The following is a 23,331-nucleotide window of genomic DNA, read 5'->3' on the forward strand; positions in this document are numbered from 1 at the left end:
TTTAATTTGACTCGAGTGATTTGAAAACTTTTATGCGAGAAGACTTTTAACGACTTCAGAGATTGTTTTGCCATCAGCTTGTCCTGCAAGCTTTTGATTTGTTGCACCCATTACTTTACCCATATCTTTAATGGAAGAAGCCCCTGTTTCAGCGATAATTGCTTTGACGACGGTCTCAACTTCTTCTTTACTTAACTGTTTGGGTAGGTAAGCCTCGATTACTTTTTCTTCCTCAACTTCAATTTCATACAGATCTTCACGGTTTTGAGTCTTATAAATTTCAGCAGATTCGCGACGTTGTTTGACAAGTTTTTGTAAAACTTTAATCTCCGCCTCCTGGCTAAGATCTTCTGCATGACCTTTTTCTGTTTTCGCTAAGAGGATAGCTGCTTTAATCGCACGTAAACCACGTAATTTTGCCGTGTCTTTTGCGATCATCGCTGCCTTAATGTCTTGATTTATTTGTATTTCTAATGACATGATATTTGAATTATTTTCGATTGACAAGTGTGCCTGTGGCCTGCGCTGTAGGCATGATTAAGAGATCGTTGATATTAACATGTGCTGGTCTGGTAATGACGAAAAGGATCGTTTCCGCAATATCTTTCCCTGTTAGAGGCTGTACACCATTGTAAACATTTTTAGCTCTTTCTCGATCTCCATGAAAACGAACTTCCGAAAACTCAGTCTCTACCATTCCGGGGTCAATAGAGGTTACCTTAACGCCTTGCGTTAGCAAATCAATACGCATCGCTTTAGTCAACGCGTCGACAGCATGTTTGGTGGCACAGTACACATTTCCATTCGGATACACCTCTTTCCCTGCAATAGATCCTAAATTAACAATATGAGCGCCGTTGTCGGTATCCATAAGGGGTATCACAGCTTTACTTACATACAATAAGCCTTTGATATTGGTATCAATCATTCTGTCCCAATCGCCGATATCACCATCTTGAATAGGATCTAATCCCTGGCTCAACCCAGCATTGTTGATGAGAACATTTATTTTTTTCCATTCGGGGGGCAAACCTTCAATTTGGTTTGCAACTTGCTCAGCATCTCGGACATCGAGCTCAAATATATGGATCTGAATAGTCGGGTAGGCCGCAAGTAGTGTATCTCTTAATGTTTCTAAACGGTTTAACCTGCGCGCGCAAAGTAAAAGATTATACCCCTCTTTCGCTAAAACTTCGGCACAAGCCTGACCGATGCCGGAACTTGCTCCTGTAATAAAAACTGTTTTAGTCATATATTGTAACTAGTTGGTATTTAAAATTTAATCAGATTTTCCCTAAAAAACAGCGCCTCGGTCACCCTATTTTGTAGCAATATAGATGGTACAGATGCCAAACGTCTGTGGTCTAACAATAGTTTCATTAAAACCAGCTTTTTTGTTTATGGCCACGAACTTTTGGCCGTCCGGAAATTGAGCAACGGATTCCGGTAAATATTCATATGCACTGGAATCTTTTGAAAAGAATTTTCCAATGGTTGGTGTGATAAACTTGAAATAAAAATTATACAATTGTTTAATGGGGAACTTTTTCGGATTAGAAAATTCTAAAATAACAGCTTTCCCACCAGGCTTTAATACGCGGTATATATCCGATAAGCCCTTTTCCAGATTTTCAAAATTGCGGACACCAAATGCTACAGTAACTGCGTCGAAGGTATTATCTTCGAATTGAAGCCGCTCAGAATCTCCTAACTGAACTTCAAATTGATTCGCTAATCCCTTGCTTGCAATCTTTTTCTTGGCGACTTCAAGCATGCCTTGGGAGATATCGACACCAATAATCTTTTTTGGATTCAAGATTTTAATTGATTCCAGTGCAAAATCACCAGTTCCTGTCGCTACATCCAACATCAGTTGCGGTTTTATGGACTTTAAGGAATTGATGGCTTTTTTACGCCATATAATGTCAATACCCAAAGACATGAAATGGTTCAAAAAATCATAGGAATGCGAGATATTATCAAACATATCTGCTACCTGTTTCTTCTTCCCATCGTTGGTATCTTTGTAGGGCTTTAGTGTTGAGGAATCGTGCGTCATTTTACAAAGATACAATATATGAATATTTTTCGGTGCTAAAAAAGGGATTTGTTTTCATATCAAAGTCAGTTTATTTTGATGGTAGTGGAGGATATTGATTTATTTTTGACCATTTTGCTTATTCACAATAGTTTAAGTTATTAACATTTTTTAAAGTATTGATTTTGAGTGGTAAATTTTTATTTTCAACATCTTTTCAACAGTAGGTGTTGAAAACTAATCCTGTAAATCTGTGTCCATCAAAGCTTTTTGGGGGTTCGGATCTGATCGTCGAATTTCCCTGTTTGTAAATCCTCATGGTGGTGAATTTTATTTTTTATACATTTGTTATCCTATCTAAAATTTATAAGGATAGCAAAGCTATATTTCTGATATAATATCATGATGAACGACAGTAATTTTGAAGCGAATAACACGGATAATAACAAACGGGGTAATTATGGCGAACGTCGTACCAAATTAAATAATTTGGTGAGCGGTTTGGGTAAGCTTCCGCCGCAGGCAGTGGACCTTGAAGAAGCTGTTTTGGGGGCTTTGATGCTGGAGAAAAATGCACTGAGTGAAATTATTGATATTCTAAAACCGGAATCGTTTTACAAAGAATCACATCAAAAGATCTTTGAAGCGATTTTTGGCCTCTTTCAAAAGACTTCTCCAATTGATATATTGACAGTTACCTCGGAACTTAGACGGATGGGGGCTCTTGAAATGGTCGGCGGTGCCTACTATATTACGCAATTGACAGATCGCGTGGTTTCTGCAGCTAATATTGAGTATCATGCCCGTATTATTTCTCAAAAATATATTCAGCGTGAGCTTATTAAGGTTTCTACCGAAATTATCAATAGTTCATATGATGAAACATCAGATATCTTCGATCTTTTGGATCATGCCGAAAAAAGCTTGTTTGATATCGCGCAAAATAACTTGCGAAGAGATTCAAGAAAGATGGATGATATTATGCGTGAGGCGATTTCTAATCTTGAAATGCTCCGGGATCGCACAGATGGTCTAACAGGTGTGCCTTCGGGTTTAACAGCCTTGGATCGTATGACTTCAGGTTGGCAGCCTTCTGATCTTGTTATTATTGCAGCACGTCCAGCGATGGGAAAAACTGCATTTGTACTTTCTGTCGCGCGTAATGCCGCTGTGGAACACGGTAAAGCAGTCGCCGTATTCTCGCTGGAGATGTCATCTGTTCAGCTCGTCAATCGTCTAATCGCTGGTGAAACCGAAATTGAGCAAGAGAAATTGAAAAAAGGAAATCTTGCTGATCATGAATGGCAACAATTACATTCGAGAATTGGTCGATTAACTGATGCGCCTATTATTATTGATGATACGCCGGCGTTGAACGTGTTCGAATTTAGAGCAAAATGTAGGCGTCTAAAAGCACAATACGATATCCAAATGGTGATCGTCGATTACTTGCAGTTAATGCACGGTAAAGCAGACGGTAAAGGCGGGGGTAACCGGGAACAAGAGATTGGTAGTATTTCGCGCGCGTTGAAGTCTGTAGCTAAGGAATTAAATATCCCCGTGCTTGCATTGTCGCAATTGAGCCGTGCAGTAGAGTCAAGACCGGGCAATAGTAAGCGTCCTATGTTGTCCGATTTACGGGAGTCTGGTTCTATTGAACAGGATGCTGATATGGTTCTTTTCTTATATCGACCTGAATATTATGGTTTGACAGAAGATGAAGAGGGACGTCCTACTGCCGGTGTCGGTGAAGTTATTATTGCAAAACACCGTAATGGTGAGACCGGAATTGTTCCACTTCGCTTTGTGGGTAAATTTGTGAAGTTTGTGGATTTAGAAGATGAGTTTTCGGGTATGGGTGGTGGAGATGGATTCGGTGATGCGCCGGCTACATTTTCTGCTTCGGCCTTGAATCCGTCGCCAAACTTTGCAGATGATTTTAGTGCTGGAGGTTTTAGTGGAGGTATTACTATGCCCTCCCGAATGAACGATATGCCTGATGATGCGCCATTTTAGTGGTTAATTTTACATAAGTATTCCTAAATAACAGAAAAAAACCGAATGATTTAAATTCGGTTTTTTCGTTTACCGCGTCCGGCTTGTTTTCGCTAGTAAAACAAGGTTATTATCCATTTTCAACGTGATGTATTAAGGGTGTACGCAAAAATAAATGTTTTAAAACTAAATGAACAAATGGGGTTAATGTTTTTTTGTCGTTTTGATTGTTTTTATTTTAAATAAAATCGGAACTTTGTGCGCCTTTGGGTTTATTAGAATGATAGCTTTTAGACTTAGTATAACAGGTCTTAGACAAAAGTTGGTGAACAGTTTTTCGACAATGACAGGAAGCTAATGGATATTCATTATTTTGGATCGAGCAAGTTAGCTTTTATTTGGCTATTGATAGCAAAAACAAATAATATATTTCGATGAAAATAACATTACTTTGTATAGGTAAGACGGATGACAAATACCTAATTGAAGGTATTGAAAAGTACATTAAGCGATTAAAGTTTTATGTGAACTTCAGTATTGTCGTTATTCCCGATATCAAGAATGTCAAGAATCTTTCTGCTGAACAGCAAAAAGATAAAGAGGCTTTGCTGATTTTGAAACAGCTACAACCACAAGATCTAGTAGTTCTGCTAGACGAACATGGAAAAGAATTTCGCTCCTTGGAGTTTTCAGCTTATTTGGAAAAAATGATGGTACAAAGTGTTCAGCATTTGGTATTTATTATAGGAGGCCCCTATGGGTTTGACCAAAAGATTTACGATCGGGCAAAATCAAAAATCGCTTTATCGAAGATGACGTTTTCGCACCAAATGATTCGTTTGTTTTTTACAGAGCAGCTTTATCGTGCTTTTTCCATCATGAAGGGGGAGCCTTATCATCACGAATAATATGGAAAAAAGTCCGTAACTTCATCATGAATAAAAACAAGCTTATGAATTTGCCCAACAAACGAGATTATCACTATAAAAGTGACGAAGGAGAGAAAAATAGCCAATTGAATAAATACATTATGATTGCTTGTATTATTATCGTGATCTTATTGGCCTATTTTTTCGCATAGCTTAATGTCTTTCCATACGGATTTAGTAAAAGAAATAAATCTCTTACTTAATATCCGTATGGAGGATATCAGCAGATGATTTTAATAAATTTTAATTGAATTGTTTAAGCAAGAACGCTTAATTTTTGGGAGAAGATTGGCAGGTTTTGCGCGTTCTTTTTGGGGCGGTGTTGTTTACGAATCCCCAGTTGGTCATATAGAATGACAAGGGATTAATTTCTAATAATTTTTTCATTTTTTCTTTTTTTACCATATAATAATTTATTGATTCGCTAATAGATGATCAATAATCGAGCCAAACTATGATATTTGTCATGTTCGAAAAGAAATATAGAAAATAAGGTCAATAAAAGTAGTTGAAAGTGTGTTTTTGAGGGCCAAGTCAAAATAAAACGCAGCCCATTTGAGAGGGGCTGCGTCGAATCAAGGAATTTATTTTTTATCAATTTTATATAATTTTCCGATATCTGTGATAGCGTACAGCGCGCCATCTTTTCCCTGCGTGATATCTCTAAATCGTTGTCCTTCACTACCTAATAGACGCTCTTCTCCAACCACCTTGTTATCCTTCAGTATAATTCTGGCAATGTGCATGCTGCTCAAACCGCAAATAAAGAGATTATTCTTCCATTCTGGAATATTCTGTCCGGTATAGAATGTAATTCCACTAGGAGAGAGGACCGGATCCCAATAATAGACAGGTTGTTCCAGACCGTCTTTTTGTTGTATACCCGCACCAACTTTATCGCCTTTATACTCTATACCATACGTAATCGTTGGCCATCCATAATTCTTGCCAGCTTCAATTCTGTTCAGCTCGTCGCCGCCCCGTGGACCAAATTCGGTTTCCCAAAGATCGCCGGTTTCCGGATTTAAGGCAAGCCCTTGAGGATTGCGGTGTCCATAACTGTAAATTTCCGGACGGACATTTGGCTTGCCTATAAATGGATTTCCTGGAGCAGGCTGTCCCTCAGTGGTGATGCGTAAGATCTTGCCCAATGCTGCATTCAGATCTTGTGCCAATGGTCTTGTAACCAAATCAGATCTTTCACCCGTACTCAAAATAATATTTCCTTCTTTATCAAAGATAATACGACCACCATAGTGCAGATTTCCTTTATGAGCCGGAGTAGCTTGATAGATCACCTTGGCACCTTCTATCGATTTCTCGTCTGCAGACAGTTTTCCTTTTGCAACAGCCGTCAACGTCCCAGCAGCGGTATTATCAGAGAAAACCCAATAAATCATACGGTTTGATTCGAATTTTGGATCAAGACGTAATCCCAGAAGTCCACCTTGCCCACTGCTATTGACTTGAGGTAAACCTTTTATTGGGTCACTTAATTTACCGTCCGCCGTTGCAATGCGAAAATTCCCCTCTTTTTCTGAGATTAATAATCGGCCATCAGGCAGCGCAGTTATGCCCCACGGAGATTTTAATCCCTCAGCAATTACTTTACCTTCGAACGGCGTGCTTGTCTTTGCACCCTGAATTCTCGTTTGTCCGGCAAATGCTGGTTTATAACTTGTGTTTGCCTTCTGTGTTTCTACCGGAGGGTAACTTGTTGTGTCAGTTGCAGCGTTTGCGCTGCTATCCGAACTCGAATTTGAATTCGCATGGTTGGAATTACATGCGGTTAATCCTAAAGATACTGTTAAGAGGCTTATTGTCAGTTTGGTTTTCATTATCTGTGACTTGTTTTTGGTCTGATTATCTGCTTGAAGATATTAAAAATTAATGAAATATTATTTTATAGAATGTAATAATATAAATATATAACTCTATTAATAAGAAAGGGAGGATGCTAGCCAGCCAATAGATTTTAAATATTAAAAGAGTTATTTTTCCGCCAGGCAGTGTTTTACGATTCGGTGGAGTTCAGTTTCCTTGTTTACATAATAATCACTTATATCTAGAATCGTGTTTGTGTTTAAATTGTAGATACACACCGGTACATAGTTAGGCTGGGCAGATGTCTCGAAAGTTTTAAAATAATCTGCACTTTCCTGAATACTTGAAAATTCTTTGGATTCACAATGTTGTGTATCCTGATTGTAAGCAATGGTTATAAAGTTCTTTTTCATTGTACTAGCCTTTTTATCAACATAACGAAGACCAGGGAGTAAAAGTTTTAAAAATCATTGCCTTTTATTTGTTAAACACTGATGTGGCTTGCGGCTATTGGCTTTCCAAAAAATATTTTTGCTTTACTTTCAAAGTCTCTTGGATCATCTGTCGTATAGAAGGCCAATTGTCCATTTTGGGAACAAATAGTTTCAATCTCCTGATGACGATGGAGATAGTCCCTTAAGCTATTTGCAACAATTGGACCCTGAGAAATGATATTGATATTGCTTGGTGTATATTTTTTGATTACGGGCAGCAATAATGGATAGTGGGTACAGGCAAGCACAATAGCGTCGATCTGATCGGACTGTTGTAAAAGTTCCCGTATATCTTTTTCTACAAAGTAATGAGCGCCTTCTGTATTGATTTCGTTATTTTCTACTAAAGGGACCCAAAAAGGACAGTCATGTTGAAAAACTTCTATTTCTGGGTTAAATTTATGTATTTCTATTTTATAGGATTCAGATTTTACCGTTCCCGTAGTAGCTAAAATCCCGATCTTATTAGTTTTCGTAAAATTGTGTACAATTTCGGTAGTGGGTCTGATGACGCCGAGGACTCTCTTTCCCGGCGGTAGATCATGTTGTTGTATGGTTCTTAATGCTTTTGCTGAAGCTGTATTACATGCCAGAATAACAAGGTTACAGCCTAGATCAAAAAGTTTAAAAACACATTGTTTGGTATAGTTATAAACGGTTTCAAAAGACCGTGTACCATAAGGGACCCGAGCATTGTCCCCTAAATAGATATAATCGTACTGAGGTAAAAGATGTTGAATTTCCTTAAATACGGAGAGTCCTCCGTAACCGGAATCAAAAATGCCAATCGGACCTGGTTTTAATAAATTATCCATAACACAATGTTATAAGTTCTTCCACTTATAACATTGTGTTACAAGTTTCAGCTTTATTGAAGCAAAGATGGTTTCTCTTTGTATATTTTCCAAATTAATTCGCCAAATAATGTATTTGTCCAAGCAAACCAATGTCTTGTGAATTTTTTAGGATCGTTTTTATGAAAAGACTCATGCATAAATCCAGTTCCGCCATGCGTATTGACCAGCGTTTTGATGCAATTGCGAATCTCATCATCATTTGTCGAAGTTTGTGCTCGCATAATAATGGACATCGGCCAGATCATATCTCTTCCTATGTGAGGTCCGCCAATGCCTTCCGCTGCTGTTCCCTTAAAAAAGAATGGATTTTTATCAGACAAAACAAAGTTACGTGTACGTTGATAAACTTCGTTATTTAGATCGACAGCCCCTAAATAAGGTAGAGCCAATAAGCTCGGAATATTTGCATCATCCATCATAAGATGGCTCGAAAAACCGTCTACTTCAAAGGCATATATCCGGCCTAGTGTCGGATGGTCGATGATACCATATGTATTGACTGCTGTTTCGACCTCATTCGCAAGAGCTTCCATTTTGACAGCTAGTTCATGTTCATTTTTAACCTTTTTCAAAATTTCGGCAGATTGTCTAAGGCTAACGATCGCAAATAAATTGGATGGAATAAGAAAGGAGAAAATGGTAGAATCGTCTGACGGTCGAAAACTGGAGCAGATCAAACCAACTGGATTTACAGGATATCCGTAGCCATCTACTTGTAATGTATCGGAGCCTCTGGAGGTTGTACGTTCAAATTTGTACGGGCCTAGACTATCTTTACGCTGTTGCTCAACAAAAGTCTGATATATTTTATGTTGCGCTTCTAACCATTCTTCATTAAACGGGCTATTGTCATTCGTTTCTTTCCAATAATGATAAGCTAATCGAATTGGATAACACAATGAATCGATTTCCCATTTTCGTTCATGGATTCCAGGTTTCATATTTGTGTGATCACTGAACCATTCGCCTTTTTTGGTCGGATCGTTATAAAATGCATTGGCATAGGGATCAATATTGATACATTTACTCTGCTTTTGGATTAAGCCAACAATAAGATCCTGTAGTTTTTTGTCCTTTTTCATAAAAGGAAGGTATGGCCATACCTGTGCACTGCTGTCACGCAACCACATGGCATCAATATCCCCTGTAATTACATAGGTATAATTTCTTCCGTTTTGAACATAGGGAAATACGGTAGTATCTAAGGTATTAGGAAAGCAGTTGTTAAATAACCAAGCCAGTTCCTTATTTTTAACATTTTTCTGAAATTCTAAAATTGCATCTTCGATGACCTTGCTCGAGAAAAGTCTTTTCTCTTTACTTGTTCGTACAGTGGGAAAAGAATGTTCTTGAGCAAATGAAAATTTGCTTGTAAGTGCACCCGCGGTTAACAGGCTTGCGTTTTGGATAAATGTTCTGCGTTTCATGCTTGCTAGGACTGATTTTTATGTTATAAGGTTATTTACTAAAATGCAAGATATAAATATTTTTGAATAAAAGGAATAGCAAATACGATTTAGCATTATAAAATTGACTGAACATAGGAATAAAGTCATTTTTATTCGGTTAATTTGCGTTTAGGAATGCATTTTGCTAGAAAAAATAATCTTTGAAATAATTTTATGAGGCTTAATATAACAAAAAATAATAATTTACTCCGAATTGTGCTGGCAAGCATGGGGGTAGGTATTTCCTTCGGCGGTTTTGCCCAGATCAAGAGTCAGCCTTATTCGTATCATTTTTATCAAAAAATGAACGATGCGGTTTATTCTACTGAGACGAGAATGCACACTGCTGCTAAACCATTCGTCATCAAAGACTCTTTATTGTTAGCCAAGTTTGATTCAATCCAATCCAATAAGCCTGTTTCTTCGTCCAATTGGTTTATGCGTAAGATTTTTAATGAACATCTGGTGCAGGTTGAGAAAGAAGATTATACATTCTATGCTGATTTTTTACCGGATCTTTATATTGGAAAGGATATGTTAGGCGACAAGCGTCGGACATGGATGAATAGCAGAGGATTTCAGGTGGGATTGAACGTGGGTAATAAATTTACATTCAATACTTCCGCATTTGAAAGTCAGGCGGTATTTCCCAAATATTTGGATGACTATATCGTAGCCAATAAAGTTGTGCCGGGGCAGGCGAACTCAAAATTTAAGTCCAACAATAAAATGGATTGGATGTATGCGACAGCAAGTATGACCTATGACGCGCATAAGTATATCCAGGCAACTTTGGCTTACGACAAAAACTTCATTGGGGATGGATATAGATCCATGCTTCTCTCTGATTTTTCATCGAATTATGCGCATCTGAAATTAACAGGGACGATAGGGAATGTTCAATATACTTCGATTTGGGCCTATATGAATGATCCGACGCATCCTAGACAGGATTTAACAGGTACATATCCGATGGAGGGTGAACCGAACAAGCGTTTGGGCGATGGTAAAAAATGGGGGGCTTTCCAATATCTGGACTGGAATGTGACCAATAAATTATCAATTGGCTTTTTCCAATCTGTTGTTTGGGCTGCGCAAGACGATGCAGGTAAAAGAGGTTTTGATTTCAGTTATATTAGTCCTATTATCTTTATCCGACCTGTTGAAAATAATAATCGTACTTCGCCAGACAAAATGTTTTTGGGGTTAACTTCCAAATATAAACTACCCTATAATTTGACGGCATATGGTCAGTTCTTATTGGGGGAGTTTACCGCGAAAGAGTTTTTTGCCGGGAATGGATATGCGCATAACAAATGGGGAGCACAACTTGGTGTTAGGGGATATGATATGTTTGGTGTGAAAAACCTGAACTTTTTAGCCGAGTATAATACAGCCAGACCATATACTTACGCACACTTTAAGTCGTATTCAAACTATAGTAACAATGCCGAGCCATTGGCTCATCCGAAAGGGGCAAACTTTAGAGAGCTTGTTGGCCTTGTGAATTATGCATGGGATAGATGGGACTTTTCGTTACAGGGTATGTTTACCCAAAATGGACTTGATCTGCCTGATGGAAGTAATATGGGCGGTAACATCTTCCAATCCTATAATACAATACCAAATCTATATGGAAATCATATTGCCCAAGGAATAAAGAATAATATCTATTATGCGGATGCTAAGGCTGCCTATGTGCTTAATCCCAAGTATAACCTCCGTTTAGAACTTGGTTATACCCAACGTTACGCAAAAGCACAATATGAAACACCTGTAGTCAATAAATCTGGCGTAGTGTCATTTGGACTTCGTTCAAGTTTCCGGGCAATTTATAACGATTTATAGAAATTTTTATAAACCGATCTATAATTAAAATAAACTATATTGATTTGGCGAAAAATGCTGTAAAACCAATATAGTTTATTTTTAAATATCGTTTTAGCACAAATTGACAATTAGGGAAGACAGCTTGGATATAATTAGAATAAATATCCGATCGTGGACGATCCCTTCTTATGATGTGTTAGGGCTTAAAAACGATTTGCTTAAACAGAAAATGGCATGGGTTCGCTTAGTTAGCCAATGGACCAGCACAAAACTAATGTTATTCCAATGAAAAAAATCCTCGTACTGAATGGCCCAAATTTAAATTTGTTGGGTGTAAGGGAGAAATCAATTTATGGTAGCCAGGACTTCCTGAGCTATTTTGAAGAACTAAAACAACAATTTGAAACAGTGGAATTAGCCTATTTTCAAAGCAATTCTGAAGGAGGATTAATCGATAAGATACACGAAGTCGGTTTTGAATTTGATGGAATTGTGTTGAATGCCGGAGCGTATACTCACACTTCAGTCGCGATTGGGGATGCAATCGCAGCAATCACAACACCTGTTATCGAAGTTCACATAAGCAATGTCCATCAAAGAGAGGAATTTCGTCATCATTCGTTCCTCGCAAAGAATTGTAGAGGGGTGATCTGTGGTTTTGGCCTGGATAGCTACAGATTGGGTATAGAGGCGTTTATTAAATAATATCTTCTTTTGTAAGGAAGAGAAAAAATAGCTATAAAACAAAAAAGCGGGAATTCCCGCTTTTTTGTTTTATAGCTAACAGACTTGTTCTAACCAATAAGACTTCTGATTTCGACTTCGTCTGCTTTGATCTGAGCTTTCATTTCTTCAAGTGAGTCAAATCGTTCATCGTGTCGGATAAAATGAAGGAACTTTACGCGGAGTGTCTTGCCATAAATATCCTGATCGAAATCGAATAGGCTGATTTCAATAGCCCGATTCATACCATCGACAGTGGGCCTGGTTCCTATATAGCCCATGCCTTTCGCGATGGATACTGGACTTTCCTCTTTATACTCTCCCGTAGTGATGTTTTGGATATGATTATAGATGTATACCTCAACAGCATAAATACCATAGGCTGGTATTAGTTTATGAGGTTCGTGAACCTGAAGGTTGGCTGTTGGAAATCCGATGGTACGACCAATTTGGTCGCCTCTAATCACCGTTCCCGTTAATTCAAAAGGATAACCTAAATAGAGATTAGCCGTTCTTATATCGCCTTTTATAAGCGCTTCACGTACGCGCGTGGAGGACACTGCAATATCATTGATGTCTTGCTCCGGAATTTCGTCAACGCTGTAGTCAAATATAGATGCAAACTGCTCCAAATCGCCCATCGAACCCTTTCGATCTTTGCCAAAATGGTGATCATAGCCTATCACAATCTTTTTTGTGCCCAATTTGCCAACAAGAACATTGCTAATATATTCTTCCGGAGTCTGATTGGAAAAATCACGGGAAAAAGGAATGATAATTAAGTGGTCAATTCCCACTTTGCTTAATTGACTGACCTTTTCTTCGATATCGTTGATCAGGCGTAAACTATCATCGTCTGGATTGATAATCAATCGTGGATGTGGAAAAAAAGTAAGCAAAATTGTCTCACCATTAATTTTATGAGCTGCTTCCTTTAGGTGAGCCAATATTTTTTGATGGCCAATATGAACTCCATCGAAAGTACCGATGGTTACAACTGCATTTTCAACTGGTGAGAAATCATCTAAACTTCTGTAGATTTTCATTTATAGGAGTTTTTGCAAAAATAAGATAAAGAATCAATAAAATGGGACGGTAAAGTTATTTAATGATTTCTTTATGACGTTTTATTTCAGCGATAAGTTGTTCAAGGTTCCAAGCATTTTCTACGCGATAATCTCCACTTTTGGTGCGTCGCAAGGAACTCAGATGTGATCCACTCTGTAAGAATTTTCCAAAATCGTAGGCCAACGATCTGATGTAAGTTCCTTTTGAACAGGATATACGAAAATATACGTTGGGGAGCTCGATTCTTTCAATGATAAAGCTATTGATACGTACCTGGCGGGACTTTATTTCAACCTCCTCGCCACGACGGGCCTTTTCATAGACACGTTCGCCATTAATTTTTATGGCTGAATGGGCGGGGGGAAATTGCTGAATATCGCCTTCAAAGGATTTTGCTGCTTCGAAGATCATGTCCTCCGTGATGTGATCGATTGAAAAGGTTTGGTCAATTTCTGTTTCCAGATCGTAAGAAGGCGTCGTCGCTCCTAAGGTGATCGAACCCGTGTATTCTTTGTCCTCAGCTTGGTAGCTGTCTATTTTTTTTGTTAGTTTTCCGGTGCATACAATGAGTAGCCCCGTTGCCAGTGGATCTAAAGTCCCTGCATGACCGACTTTTAATTTTAATGGCTTGATTGAGTTTCTAACTTTACCAACAACGTCAAAACTTGTCCATGTTAAAGGTTTATCGATCAACAACATTTCTCCTTCAGCAAAGTTGAACTTTGCTGAGTTTTCACTAACCTCTATATTTTCCATCCAAAGATTTTAGATAATTTGTAAACTATGACCCGAAAGTAGGAGGGCAAGAATAATTACACCAACGATGATTCGGTACCAACCAAATGCTTTAAAACCATATTTGGTTAAAAAGCCGATAAAAGACTTAATGGCGACGATTGCAACAACGAAACCAATTAGATTTCCGATAATAAGCAAATTAAGTTCTTCTCCCGTGAAGGTGTTACCTTCTTTAAAGAACTTTAAAAGCTTTACGGCAGAAGCGCCAAACATCATAGGCAAAGCAAGGAAAAAGGAGAATTCCGCAGCAGCTTTACGTGTTAGTTTCTCGGCCATACCACCAATAATTGTGCTTGCAGATCTTGAGGTACCCGGAATTAATGCAAGACATTGGTATACCCCGATCATAAAAGCTTGTTTGTAGGAAACCTTGTCCGAATCTTCAACAGTTGGTTTGTTGAACCACTTGTCAACAAAAAGTAAAACGAGACCGCCGACGACCAACATCACGGCGACCATTAATGGACTCTCCAGTAATGCATCAATATAATCGTTGAATAACAAGCCCAAAACAGAGGCGGGGATAGCTGCAATGATCAATTTGTAGTAAAATGATAGTGTTTTAAAGAAACGCTTGTAGTATAACACCAATACGGATAATATCGTTCCTAACTGGATGACAATTGTAAATAATTTGACAAAGGCCGATGGTTGAATACCCATTAGGGCAGTAGCAATGATCATATGACCTGTCGAAGACACAGGCAAAAACTCCGTTAATCCTTCAATGATAGCAAGGATGATAGCTTCAATAATAGACATCTGTTTGAGGTAAGATTATGCTTTAATTTGATTTGTTTTTGGGACGATATAGGATTGCCGCGAATCCGATCGCAAATCCAAGAACAACAACAATAGGGGCCAAGGTGATCTTGGTAAAACTATAAATGTCAGTTTCACCAGACATCAATGTAAAGCCAATGACTACAATAGCTAAGCTCGCTATAAACAGTTGGTAATTTACTTTGGAGAATACAAATGAACCTTTATTGACTGATTCAGTAGATTTCTTTATTTGAGCCATTTTTATCTGTATAAATCGTTAGATTGTGCCTTTAAATATTTTGTTACTGCGAAATAGGTGCTAAGTCCCGAAATGAGAATTCCAATCAGGATTACGCCTAAAAAGATCACTGCAAATTCAAACCAGTTGCGTAAAAAAACCAGTTCCGGTATTTGCTGTTGTGCAAATTTCAGCGTTAGAATGAGCAGTAAAATCGCGATCAAAGATCCCAATAAACCATGAATGATGCCATATGTTATAAATGGTTTACGAATAAAGTTTTTAGTCGCCCCAATCAATTGCATACTTTTAATTAAGAAACGCTGCGAATAGATCGCAAGACGTATCGTATTATTGATTAAAGCTACGGCGATAATCAGTAAGATAACCGCAAAAGCAAGAACAATCATTCCGATGATGCGTACGTTTTTGTTGACCATGTCAATTAATGACTCTTGGTATACAACTTCTTTAATTTTATTGTTTTTGGAAATCTTTTCAATAAAAGTTTTAATGCTATCTGTATTTGCATAATTCTCTTTCATGTAAACATCTAAAGAAGGCAATAGTGGGTTATGCCCCAGATATTGTACGAAATCTTCACCAAGATCTTCTTTCAAGTTTTTTGCAGCCAATTCTTTACTGATATATTCGGTGCGAAGTACGTAAGGATCTTTTTCAAGGTCTTTTTGTAGTGAAAGGACATCACCTTCACTTGTGCCATCATTTACGATGACATTTAAGACGATATTTTCCTTAACGTATTTCGAAAGATTTTTAGCGTGCACCAAGAGTAACCCTAACATACCTGTTACCAGCAACACGAGCGCGATACTGATAACCGTAGATACATATACAGATTTTGTTTTTCTTTTTTGTGTGCTTAATTCGTATTCTGACATAATAAGCAAAAATTTATTTGCGAAAGTAACTATTTGAGTGGAAGATTTCGAATTAATCTTGTAATTACTTTGATAAAATCTATTCGAACGCTGTTTTCTTCCTATGTTTAATTAACTTTTCAATACTATAATTTATTGTTCAAACTACAAAACTTTTATCACATTTCAGTATTAAAATCGTAATTTCGCAAGTCATAAAAATTCCTTACGAATAAAAATGGAGTATAATCACAAATCATTAGAGAAAAAGTGGCAAAAATTTTGGGCGGATCATCAAACGTATAAAACGTCCGATACGCATCAAAAGCCAAAATACTATGTATTGGATATGTTTCCTTATCCTTCCGGAGCGGGGCTGCACGTTGGTCACCCGCTGGGATATATTGCTTCGGACATCTTTTCAAGATATAAACGTTTGAAAGGTTTCAATGTATTGCATCCGATGGGATATGATTCTTTTGGACTTCCTGCAGAGCAATATGCCATTCAAACTGGTCAGCATCCTGCTGTTACGACTGAGGTAAATATCAATCGTTATCGTGAGCAAATGGATAACATTGGGTTCTCTTATGACTGGAGTAGAGAAGTACGTACTTCTGATCCGTCATACTACAAATGGACACAGTGGATTTTTATGAGATTGTTTGATTCTTGGTATAATAAAGAGTCAGATAAAGCTGAACCGATCGAAACATTAATCGCTAGGTTTGTTGCAAGTGGCTCTGCTGGCATTTTAGCAGTTTCCGATGAAGATGTCTTGGAATTCAGCGCTGATGAATGGAAATCTTTTGACGAAGAAAAACAACAACGGGAATTGTTGAAATATCGGATTGCTTATTTGCGTGAAAGTACAGTAAACTGGTGTGCCGCTTTAGGTACAGTGTTAGCGAACGACGAGGTAATCAACGGTGTCTCTGAACGTGGCGGTTATCCTGTGGAGCAAAAGAAGATGATGCAGTGGTCTATGCGTATTACGGCCTATGCGGATCGTTTGTTGAAAGGTTTAGATACAATTGATTGGCCAGAGCCTTTGGTTGAAATGCAACGGAACTGGATCGGGAAATCTGTAGGTGCCTCCGTGAAATTTCCCGTGCCACAATTAAATACAAACATAGAGGTATTCACTACACGTGTAGATACCCTATTTGGCGTTTCGTTTATCGTATTGGCTCCAGAGCATGAATTGGTGGCTGCATTGACTACACCTGAGCAGCAAGCTGAAGTGGATGCCTATATCGAGAAAACGGCGAAAAAATCTGAATTGGATCGTATGGCCGATACGAAAACAGTTTCTGGTGCTTTTACAGGTTCTTATGCTAAACATCCTGTTTCAGGACAAGATGTACAAATTTGGATTGCAGATTATGTACTTGCCGGTTATGGTACAGGTGCTGTAATGGCTGTTCCGAGTGGCGATCAACGTGACTATGTGTTTGCTAAACATTTTGCTCTTCCTATTATTCCTATTTCGGATACCCAACATATTGAAGAAGAAGCTGATCCTAATAAAGACGGGAAATATATCAATTCCGATTTTATCAATGGTATGACTTACCAAGAGGCGGTCCCTGCGTTGATTGCTAAATTGGAAGAATTAAAATTAGGTAAAGCAAAAATAAACTTCCGTATGCGTGACGCTATTTTTGGTCGTCAGCGCTATTGGGGAGAACCCGTTCCTGTCTACTTTAAAAATGGATTACCTTATTTAATTAAAGAAGAAGAATTACCGCTCTTATTGCCCGAGGTTGATAAATATTTACCGACAGAATCAGGAGAACCTCCTTTAGGAAGGGCAAAAGATTGGAAATATGAAGATCAATATGAGTATGAATTGAGTACGATGCCAGGATGGGCGGGCTCTTCATGGTATTGGTTTAGATATATGGATCCAAAAAATGAAAGTAATTTTGCGTCTAAAGAAGCAGTGGATTATTGGAAAGCCGTAGATTTATACATCGGTGGCTCTGAGCATGCTACTGGACACTTGTTATATTCGCGTTTTTGGAACAAGTTTTTGAAAGATTTGGGTTATCAAAATGAGGAAGAGCCATTCCGCAAATTGATTAATCAGGGCATGATTCAAGGGCGCTCTAATTTTGTGTATCGTGTGTTGGATGAAGAGGGTAGAGGTACAAATCAATTTGTATCCTATGGGTTGAGAAACGAATATAAAACAATTCCATTACATGTCGATGTAAATATAGTCTATAATGATCAGTTGGATTTGGAAAAATTCAAAGCTTTCAGACCTGACTTTGCCAACGCCGAATTTGTGTTGGAAAATGGTAAGTATATCTGCGGCAGCGAAGTGGAGAAAATGTCAAAATCCAAATTCAATGTGGTCAATCCGGACGATATTATCGAATCCTATGGAGCAGATACATTACGACTATATGAAATGTTTTTGGGGCCTTTGGAGCAAGCTAAGCCTTGGAATACAAATGGGATTGAAGGGGTTTATAAGTTTTTACGTAAAGTATGGCGACTGTTCCACGATGCTGAGGGTAGTTTCACTGTTTCCGATGAAGATCCATCCAAAGCAGAGTTTAAAGCCTTACATAAAATTATCAAAAAGGTGGAAGATGATATTGAGCGTTTTTCATTCAATACTTCAGTTTCAGCCTTTATGATCTGCGTCAATGAATTGACCGAGTTGAAATGCAATAAAAGGCAAATATTGGAACAGCTTGTCATTATTCTTCAGCCTTATGCACCACATATTACGGAAGAGTTGTGGGCGCTGTTGGGTAATGAAGCTGGTACACTATCTTACGCTTCATATCCTGTATTTAAACCAGAATATTTAGTTGAATCGGAATTTGCTTATCCGGTGTCTTTCAATGGTAAGATGAAATTTAATCTGTCATTGGCACTTGATTTAGATCAAAAAGCAGTAGAAGATACGATTAAAGCCCATGCTGATGTACAACGGCATTTAGATGGGAAGGCGATCAAAAAGATTATTTTTGTCAAAGGAAAAATAATCAATATCGTCATTTAATCCACTCAATACAGTATAAAAAGCCGTTTTATCGATAGGATAAAACGGCTTTTTTATGCCAATACATCTTGAAAAGCTATTGTTTTATCGAAGATAGCTTTCGCATAGGGACAATTTGGGATAATTTTGGCGTCATTCTTTCGGGCGTAGTCAACAGCCTCCAGTACCAATTTTTTTCCCACACTCATTCCCTGATACTCGTCGTAGACTTCTGTATGATCAATGGAGAACTCATGATCGTTTTGCCAGGTATACTCTAAAATTCCGGCTTCATTATTTTCAACTTCTGCAATAAAATTGCCTCTTTCGTCCCTTTCGATGTTTCTTATTTCCATAGTTTTTTTTAAAAGTAACGTCTAAATGATCTTTTTGTTTTATGGAATTTCTCAATTTTAGTATTGCAATTGGGTTTATCTATTTGCGAAAGGATGCGAGAGTATAGGCTCTTATTCACAATTGAAGGTTAAACTCACCGCTAGTCAAACTATCGTTTGCTCTAGGGGCGTTCACAAAAAAAATACGCATAAAACTATTACCTATAGATCGAGCTTAAAATCAACAATGATGAACTCATGCTAAGTTGATATCAGCATGAATACAAACGCTTAATAGACATTTTCTGAAGAATTTTTCTTATCTTTGCAAATATCTCCTTAGTATACCTCGCATTTTTATCTTTTCAATGAAGCTCTAAAGGTCCGTAACCTCTTCGGGAACATTTTATTTTAATCCATATTGAATGAGCAAAAGCCAAATTACATTTAACAAAAAAGAACGAGAAAAAAAGAAGCTACTTAAAAAGCAACAAAAAAATGAGAAAAAAGAATTCAACAAAACAAACAATGACAAGGGAAAGTCATTAGAAGAATTGTTTGCCTATGTTGATGAATACGGAAATATCTCAGACAAACCGCCGGTAAAATTGAAAGAAGGTGAAACTCCGACATATAACGCTTCTCCTCAAGAAGACTATTCTTTTGGAAAGGTTGTTCATTATAATACAGAGTCCAATTACGGTTTTATTAGGGACAACGAAACGCAGCAATCAATATATTTCAATGATCGTCTCGTCGGTCAGAAACTAAACCTCAACCAAAAGGTGAAGTTTAAATTCAAAAGTGCAAAACAAGGTGCGCAAGTAACCGAGGTTTTGATTGAATATTAGCACGCAAGAGAACACTTGGAAAATCAGGTGTTAATAATAAGGTCCTTTGTTTGATATCATCGTGATTGGCGTCAAACAAAGGTTTTTTTTTGCTTTAAATTGACGGTTTTTGATTTATGTTCCGTCGAGATATTCCATTGTCGAATTTAAAAAGCTTTGTGCGTCAGCTTTTCATCGTTTCGGATTTTTGGAGTTCAAGCTATGCTGTTTTGGGTAGACCGCAAGGAATAGATCCTTTAGACGATTATAGGCAAACTATTTATACCGCATTTTATCCATACCTTCTTTAAAAGGTCGGATCGAACCTAATGGATTTCATTTTGTGATTCCTTTTTCAAGGTGAAAATTGTAACCTCGGGTCTGGCGTTGAATCTGATAGGAATACTGTGTCCCAGTCCTCGATTGATATATAATATTCTGTTTCCGCTTATTTTTTTTATTCCTTGATCATATTTCTTGTTTCGTACAGGTATGATCGGGGAGCCCCAAAATGGAATTCGTATCTGACCCGCGTGCGTATGTCCTGCCAGAATCCAGCCAGTGTAACCATTCCAGACATTGAGGTCTGCGGCATCTGGATTATGGCATAAGACCAAACTGGCTTGCGATTGGTTATACTCCTTCATAGTTTTGATAGGGTTAAAATTCGTTCCCCAAAGGTCATCTATGCCGAATATTCTTAACCCATGGATTGTTATACTTTCATTTCTCAATACGCTGATGTTATATCCTTTGAGTAGGCTCACGATTGAGTCTGCTGCAGCACTGTCCCTAAAATTCGTTCCATAATCATGATTTCCTAGGATCGCCAATGTCTGAAGTTTGCCTTTTGGTGCAACTTGCATGACTTTATCAAGCTCAGCTAAGGGTATTTTATGATTAACGAGCCGTACAAAATCGCCGGTGTAGACAATGATATCCGGCTTTAATGCTGCGATTTCTCGGAAGGTTCTTTTTATAAAATCTTTATCCACATAGTTTCCGATGTGGATGTCAGAAATCTGGACCAATGATTTTCCGTTCAATACCTCGGGTAAATGTTTTATAGGTAGATCGATCTGTTCATATTTTACCCAATGCGGCTCGATTTTCCAGCTATAAAAACCGATCAATGTACCCATAATAAGTAAGTATAGGGTGATATGCTTTAATTTTCGCTTGTTTTTCATCGCGCTAAATTAGCTTTCCATGTTGATTTATTGATTTGCATATTGAGGCTTTTCCAGGTTTCATCTCCAATTGCTACTGTTGAAATAATATTTTCGTTGATCCGGAAGCCTACGGTTTCATAGCACCGAATTGCATTGTAGTTCCAGTCATAAACGTTTAGATCAGCTATATCATAGTTTCCTTCGGTGAAAAGTAGTTTTAGCAGTGCATTTACGGTGCTTTTGCCATAGCCTTTATTTCGTTCGGAACTTTTTGCAATTAAAATGCGGCAGAGTCTTGGGATGTCTCGTTCGAAGTTTAATTCACAGTGACCAATAGTTTCTGTGGTTGTTGTATCTGTTATTTTAAAAGCGCGGCGCTTTGGGTTTTGTATATATTGTTCAAGTTGCTGATCGCTAAGTGGAAACGAAAAATAAGGTCCTGCAAATTGCAATAGTTCCTCTGCTGATCCAATCCAGGATTTAAAAAGGGGGAAATCTGATCTTTCGAATGGAAGGAGTGTTATCATGCTTATTGTCTATGTTGCTGTTTGGATAGAATACACTCAATTTATAAAATTCTAATGCTGAATCCTAAAGAAGTTACCGAATTTTACGAAATTCGTGTGAAAATTTTTAAGAGTATATTATGCCGCAGCTTATTTTAGATACAGTTATAGAGGCTCCTTTGCCTGTTGTTTTTGACCTGGCGCGTAGTATTGATTTGCATATGTATTCGACAAAGAAAACAAGGGAGAAAGCGATTGATGGAGTGACGACGGGTTTGATCGAAGCAGGACAAAAGGTTCGGTGGCACGCAAGACATCTCGGCATTACGCAAACATTGACCGTGCAGATAACGGCGATGGAAAAGCCTCATTTTTTTGAAGATCAAATGACCCAGGGGGTATTTCATACCATGGATCATAAGCACATTTTCAAGCAACTTGAAAATGGAAAAGTAGTCATGCGTGATATATTTAATTTCAAGGCGCCGCTCGGAGTTTTGGGGAGATTTGCAGAATGGCTTTTTTTAACGCGCTATATGCGATGCTTTCTCGAGGAGCGCAATCAAGTGATCAAAGAAGTTGCGGAATCAGGAAAATATGGCTCGTATATTTAAGAGTAGCTTTGTTGGAAAAAGAATAAAGGATTGATCGGCTCAGCTTAGGCTTCCTTAACAACCGTATGAATGTTCTTCGCTAGAAGGTTATAGATTTGTTCGTATCGTGTGTTTAGTGAGAAGGTCATCGATTCGCTGTTGGCTGGATTAAAATCCGATATTGACTTTGAGGTAGCATTGCTTCTTTGTACTTTTTTCGACAGTATCCGTAAAACCTTTTTATTAATGATTTCTTGCTAAAATAACCAAATCCGGTTTTTTCTTCCAAAGCTCTTCCTGTAAAAACTCAAAAGCTCCTTTTTGATTCATGGTAACCTGATGAATTTTGTTGAATTCATTGTAGAAATAGATACGATAGCTGTTAGGTCCCCGGTAATTTCTGATAATTTTTGTTTCAATACGATGGATTTGATGAATAGCGATCCGTTTATTTCCGATCAACGGAAAGAATAAAATCTCATTTTCACAAAAAAGATAAGGAGCGGCAACGGCAAAAAAGTGCATGAGTCGTCTATTGTACTCCTGGTAGACTGCTATATCATGATCGTTTAGTCGCTGTAGCGCATTGATGAATTTTTGATTTTTAATGTAAGCCATCCAGCACAATATACCGAACGCAAAACCTAAATAAATAAAAAGAACAGATAGGGTAGGGAGTGATTTATAGAAAAACGAGAGCTTATCTTCACTGGCTGACCATTTCGAAAAAAAGGCAAATAAGAAAAAACCGTAACAAAAAGCAAACATAACCAAGAAAATTCCAATAATGACATTACGGGCTTTCTTCATCTTTATCCGTTCTGCTTTTAAGAATGATCTCACTAAGGTGTCTTTATTCATGGTCTTTTTGAAAAATTTAAAGATAATAAAAGCGTTTGTTATGTTCTTTCCGAATTTGATTTTAACGGTCTAGGGTAGTTTTTTTATGATGTATAGCTTTATATAATCCATTTTACTTATTTATTTTAAAGGTTTTTATTCTCAT

24 protein-coding genes are annotated in these 23,331 nt (G+C 37.7%); 8 read left to right on the plus strand and 16 right to left on the minus strand.

Features of this window, described 5'->3' with window-relative positions; all coding sequences use genetic code 11:
• Positions 1–30: 30 nt before the first annotated feature.
• The 3 genes from B3600_RS17205 to ubiE form a co-directional block, all read right to left on the minus strand.
• Positions 31–480 carry a GatB/YqeY domain-containing protein gene (locus B3600_RS17205; protein WP_046674475.1) on the minus strand — a complete coding sequence of 150 codons (450 nt, stop codon included), beginning with the start codon at positions 478–480 and terminating at the stop codon, positions 31–33.
• Between the two features lie 10 nt (positions 481–490).
• The gene (locus B3600_RS17210; RefSeq protein WP_115050727.1) at positions 491–1,252 is read right to left on the minus strand and encodes an SDR family oxidoreductase; all 762 of its coding nucleotides are present in this window, start codon (positions 1,250–1,252) and stop codon (positions 491–493) included.
• A 66-nt stretch (positions 1,253–1,318) separates the two neighbouring features.
• Positions 1,319–2,059, minus strand: coding sequence for a bifunctional demethylmenaquinone methyltransferase/2-methoxy-6-polyprenyl-1,4-benzoquinol methylase UbiE (ubiE, locus tag B3600_RS17215; RefSeq protein ID WP_112376154.1), 741 nt, complete (start codon positions 2,057–2,059; stop codon positions 1,319–1,321).
• Between the two features lie 384 nt (positions 2,060–2,443).
• On the opposite strand from ubiE, the gene dnaB reads away from it, so the two are divergent.
• The 3 genes from dnaB (at position 2,444) to B3600_RS17230 (ending at position 5,114) form a co-directional block, all read left to right on the plus strand.
• On the plus strand, positions 2,444–4,054 hold the full coding sequence (gene dnaB / locus B3600_RS17220; protein ID WP_370445164.1) for a replicative DNA helicase: 1,611 nt from the start codon (positions 2,444–2,446) through the stop codon (positions 4,052–4,054).
• A 413-nt stretch (positions 4,055–4,467) separates the two neighbouring features.
• On the plus strand, positions 4,468–4,941 hold the full coding sequence (gene rlmH, locus B3600_RS17225; protein WP_070565601.1) for a 23S rRNA (pseudouridine(1915)-N(3))-methyltransferase RlmH: 474 nt from the start codon (positions 4,468–4,470) through the stop codon (positions 4,939–4,941).
• Positions 4,942–4,985: 44 nt separating this feature from the next.
• A complete protein-coding gene (locus B3600_RS17230; RefSeq protein ID WP_262886172.1) occupies positions 4,986–5,114 on the plus strand; it encodes a hypothetical protein in 129 nt (42 codons plus the stop codon).
• Between the two features lie 432 nt (positions 5,115–5,546).
• Here B3600_RS17230 and B3600_RS17235 read toward each other — a convergent pair whose 3' ends face one another.
• The 4 genes from B3600_RS17235 to B3600_RS17250 form a co-directional block, all read right to left on the minus strand.
• Positions 5,547–6,800: a PQQ-dependent sugar dehydrogenase gene (locus B3600_RS17235; RefSeq protein ID WP_286753779.1), complete on the minus strand. Its 1,254-nt coding sequence runs from the start codon at positions 6,798–6,800 to the stop codon at positions 5,547–5,549.
• Positions 6,801–6,953: 153 nt separating this feature from the next.
• Positions 6,954–7,199, minus strand: coding sequence for a hypothetical protein (locus B3600_RS17240; protein WP_046674482.1), 246 nt, complete (start codon positions 7,197–7,199; stop codon positions 6,954–6,956).
• A gap of 71 nt (positions 7,200–7,270) precedes the next feature.
• Positions 7,271–8,095, minus strand: coding sequence for a glutamate racemase (murI, locus tag B3600_RS17245; RefSeq protein WP_286753780.1), 825 nt, complete (start codon positions 8,093–8,095; stop codon positions 7,271–7,273).
• A gap of 53 nt (positions 8,096–8,148) precedes the next feature.
• Positions 8,149–9,564: a glycoside hydrolase family 125 protein gene (locus B3600_RS17250; RefSeq protein ID WP_286753781.1), complete on the minus strand. Its 1,416-nt coding sequence runs from the start codon at positions 9,562–9,564 to the stop codon at positions 8,149–8,151.
• Positions 9,565–9,759: 195 nt separating this feature from the next.
• Here B3600_RS17250 and B3600_RS17255 point away from each other — a divergent pair, with 195 nt between their 5' ends.
• Positions 9,760–11,433 carry a gliding motility protein RemB gene (locus B3600_RS17255; protein ID WP_070565592.1) on the plus strand — a complete coding sequence of 558 codons (1,674 nt, stop codon included), beginning with the start codon at positions 9,760–9,762 and terminating at the stop codon, positions 11,431–11,433.
• 267 nt (positions 11,434–11,700) lie between these two features.
• Positions 11,701–12,120: a type II 3-dehydroquinate dehydratase gene (aroQ, locus tag B3600_RS17260; RefSeq protein WP_070565703.1), complete on the plus strand. Its 420-nt coding sequence runs from the start codon at positions 11,701–11,703 to the stop codon at positions 12,118–12,120.
• 89 nt (positions 12,121–12,209) lie between these two features.
• Here the strand turns inward: aroQ and B3600_RS17265 are convergent, their stop codons facing one another.
• Genes B3600_RS17265 through B3600_RS17285 form a run of 5 tightly spaced genes read right to left on the minus strand, consistent with a single transcriptional unit; the run spans position 12,210 to position 15,909 of the window.
• Complete coding sequence (locus B3600_RS17265) at positions 12,210–13,184, minus strand: bifunctional riboflavin kinase/FAD synthetase (RefSeq protein WP_070565590.1); 975 nt, start codon at positions 13,182–13,184, stop codon at positions 12,210–12,212.
• 55 nt (positions 13,185–13,239) lie between these two features.
• Positions 13,240–13,962, minus strand: coding sequence for a tRNA pseudouridine(55) synthase TruB (gene truB, locus B3600_RS17270; protein WP_070565588.1), 723 nt, complete (start codon positions 13,960–13,962; stop codon positions 13,240–13,242).
• A gap of 9 nt (positions 13,963–13,971) precedes the next feature.
• Positions 13,972–14,766, minus strand: coding sequence for an undecaprenyl-diphosphate phosphatase (locus B3600_RS17275; protein ID WP_070565586.1), 795 nt, complete (start codon positions 14,764–14,766; stop codon positions 13,972–13,974).
• A gap of 22 nt (positions 14,767–14,788) precedes the next feature.
• Positions 14,789–15,028, minus strand: coding sequence for a DUF3098 domain-containing protein (locus tag B3600_RS17280; RefSeq protein ID WP_046674488.1), 240 nt, complete (start codon positions 15,026–15,028; stop codon positions 14,789–14,791).
• Positions 15,029–15,030: 2 nt separating this feature from the next.
• Positions 15,031–15,909, minus strand: a complete 879-nt coding sequence (locus B3600_RS17285) for a cell division protein FtsX (RefSeq protein WP_046674489.1) — start codon at positions 15,907–15,909, stop codon at positions 15,031–15,033.
• A 217-nt stretch (positions 15,910–16,126) separates the two neighbouring features.
• Here B3600_RS17285 and leuS point away from each other — a divergent pair, with 217 nt between their 5' ends.
• Positions 16,127–18,910, plus strand: coding sequence for a leucine--tRNA ligase (gene leuS, locus B3600_RS17290; RefSeq protein ID WP_286753782.1), 2,784 nt, complete (start codon positions 16,127–16,129; stop codon positions 18,908–18,910).
• Between the two features lie 53 nt (positions 18,911–18,963).
• Here the strand turns inward: leuS and B3600_RS17295 are convergent, their stop codons facing one another.
• Entirely contained in the window at positions 18,964–19,245 is a 282-nt protein-coding gene (locus B3600_RS17295; protein ID WP_070565582.1) for a GNAT family N-acetyltransferase, read from the minus strand.
• A 404-nt stretch (positions 19,246–19,649) separates the two neighbouring features.
• Between B3600_RS17295 and B3600_RS17300 the strand changes: the two genes are divergently transcribed.
• The gene (locus tag B3600_RS17300) at positions 19,650–20,075 is read left to right on the plus strand and encodes a cold-shock protein (RefSeq protein ID WP_070565580.1); all 426 of its coding nucleotides are present in this window, start codon (positions 19,650–19,652) and stop codon (positions 20,073–20,075) included.
• 305 nt (positions 20,076–20,380) lie between these two features.
• Here the strand turns inward: B3600_RS17300 and B3600_RS17305 are convergent, their stop codons facing one another.
• Positions 20,381–21,244, minus strand: coding sequence for a metallophosphoesterase (locus B3600_RS17305; RefSeq protein WP_286753783.1), 864 nt, complete (start codon positions 21,242–21,244; stop codon positions 20,381–20,383).
• The gene (locus B3600_RS17310) at positions 21,241–21,753 is read right to left on the minus strand and encodes a GNAT family N-acetyltransferase (RefSeq protein WP_286753784.1); all 513 of its coding nucleotides are present in this window, start codon (positions 21,751–21,753) and stop codon (positions 21,241–21,243) included. Before B3600_RS17310 ends, B3600_RS17305 begins: the two co-directional genes overlap by 4 nt.
• 119 nt (positions 21,754–21,872) lie before the next feature.
• Between B3600_RS17310 and B3600_RS17315 the strand changes: the two genes are divergently transcribed.
• Positions 21,873–22,346 (plus strand): SRPBCC family protein, encoded by a 474-nt coding sequence (locus B3600_RS17315; RefSeq protein WP_286753785.1) that lies wholly within the window; start codon positions 21,873–21,875, stop codon positions 22,344–22,346.
• Between the two features lie 222 nt (positions 22,347–22,568).
• Here B3600_RS17315 and B3600_RS17320 read toward each other — a convergent pair whose 3' ends face one another.
• A complete protein-coding gene (locus B3600_RS17320) occupies positions 22,569–23,186 on the minus strand; it encodes a hypothetical protein (RefSeq protein WP_115050734.1) in 618 nt (205 codons plus the stop codon).
• Positions 23,187–23,331 lie beyond the last annotated feature (145 nt).

The organism is Sphingobacterium sp. UBA2480 (genome assembly GCF_002341965.1).
Classification (GTDB): Bacteria; Bacteroidota; Bacteroidia; order Sphingobacteriales; family Sphingobacteriaceae; genus Sphingobacterium; species Sphingobacterium multivorum.

Excerpts from the sequence above, each read along its gene's own strand:
- B3600_RS17205 (WP_046674475.1), bottom strand. The coding sequence starts at position 480 with ATGTCATTAGAAATACAAATAAATCAAGACATTAAGGCAGCGATGATC.
- B3600_RS17210 (WP_115050727.1), bottom strand. The coding sequence starts at position 1,252 with ATGACTAAAACAGTTTTTATTACAGGAGCAAGTTCCGGCATCGGTCAG.
- ubiE (WP_112376154.1), bottom strand. The coding sequence starts at position 2,059 with ATGACGCACGATTCCTCAACACTAAAGCCCTACAAAGATACCAACGAT.
- dnaB (WP_370445164.1), top strand. The coding sequence starts at position 2,444 with ATGAACGACAGTAATTTTGAAGCGAATAACACGGATAATAACAAACGG.
- rlmH (WP_070565601.1), top strand. The coding sequence starts at position 4,468 with ATGAAAATAACATTACTTTGTATAGGTAAGACGGATGACAAATACCTA.
- B3600_RS17230 (WP_262886172.1), top strand. The coding sequence starts at position 4,986 with ATGAATTTGCCCAACAAACGAGATTATCACTATAAAAGTGACGAAGGA.
- B3600_RS17235 (WP_286753779.1), bottom strand. The coding sequence starts at position 6,800 with ATGAAAACCAAACTGACAATAAGCCTCTTAACAGTATCTTTAGGATTA.
- B3600_RS17240 (WP_046674482.1), bottom strand. The coding sequence starts at position 7,199 with ATGAAAAAGAACTTTATAACCATTGCTTACAATCAGGATACACAACAT.
- murI (WP_286753780.1), bottom strand. The coding sequence starts at position 8,095 with ATGGATAATTTATTAAAACCAGGTCCGATTGGCATTTTTGATTCCGGT.
- B3600_RS17250 (WP_286753781.1), bottom strand. The coding sequence starts at position 9,564 with ATGAAACGCAGAACATTTATCCAAAACGCAAGCCTGTTAACCGCGGGT.
- B3600_RS17255 (WP_070565592.1), top strand. The coding sequence starts at position 9,760 with ATGAGGCTTAATATAACAAAAAATAATAATTTACTCCGAATTGTGCTG.
- aroQ (WP_070565703.1), top strand. The coding sequence starts at position 11,701 with ATGAAAAAAATCCTCGTACTGAATGGCCCAAATTTAAATTTGTTGGGT.
- B3600_RS17265 (WP_070565590.1), bottom strand. The coding sequence starts at position 13,184 with ATGAAAATCTACAGAAGTTTAGATGATTTCTCACCAGTTGAAAATGCA.
- truB (WP_070565588.1), bottom strand. The coding sequence starts at position 13,962 with ATGGAAAATATAGAGGTTAGTGAAAACTCAGCAAAGTTCAACTTTGCT.
- B3600_RS17275 (WP_070565586.1), bottom strand. The coding sequence starts at position 14,766 with ATGTCTATTATTGAAGCTATCATCCTTGCTATCATTGAAGGATTAACG.
- B3600_RS17280 (WP_046674488.1), bottom strand. The coding sequence starts at position 15,028 with ATGGCTCAAATAAAGAAATCTACTGAATCAGTCAATAAAGGTTCATTT.
- B3600_RS17285 (WP_046674489.1), bottom strand. The coding sequence starts at position 15,909 with ATGTCAGAATACGAATTAAGCACACAAAAAAGAAAAACAAAATCTGTA.
- leuS (WP_286753782.1), top strand. The coding sequence starts at position 16,127 with ATGGAGTATAATCACAAATCATTAGAGAAAAAGTGGCAAAAATTTTGG.
- B3600_RS17295 (WP_070565582.1), bottom strand. The coding sequence starts at position 19,245 with ATGGAAATAAGAAACATCGAAAGGGACGAAAGAGGCAATTTTATTGCA.
- B3600_RS17300 (WP_070565580.1), top strand. The coding sequence starts at position 19,650 with ATGAGCAAAAGCCAAATTACATTTAACAAAAAAGAACGAGAAAAAAAG.
- B3600_RS17305 (WP_286753783.1), bottom strand. The coding sequence starts at position 21,244 with ATGAAAAACAAGCGAAAATTAAAGCATATCACCCTATACTTACTTATT.
- B3600_RS17310 (WP_286753784.1), bottom strand. The coding sequence starts at position 21,753 with ATGATAACACTCCTTCCATTCGAAAGATCAGATTTCCCCCTTTTTAAA.
- B3600_RS17315 (WP_286753785.1), top strand. The coding sequence starts at position 21,873 with ATGCCGCAGCTTATTTTAGATACAGTTATAGAGGCTCCTTTGCCTGTT.
- B3600_RS17320 (WP_115050734.1), bottom strand. The coding sequence starts at position 23,186 with ATGAATAAAGACACCTTAGTGAGATCATTCTTAAAAGCAGAACGGATA.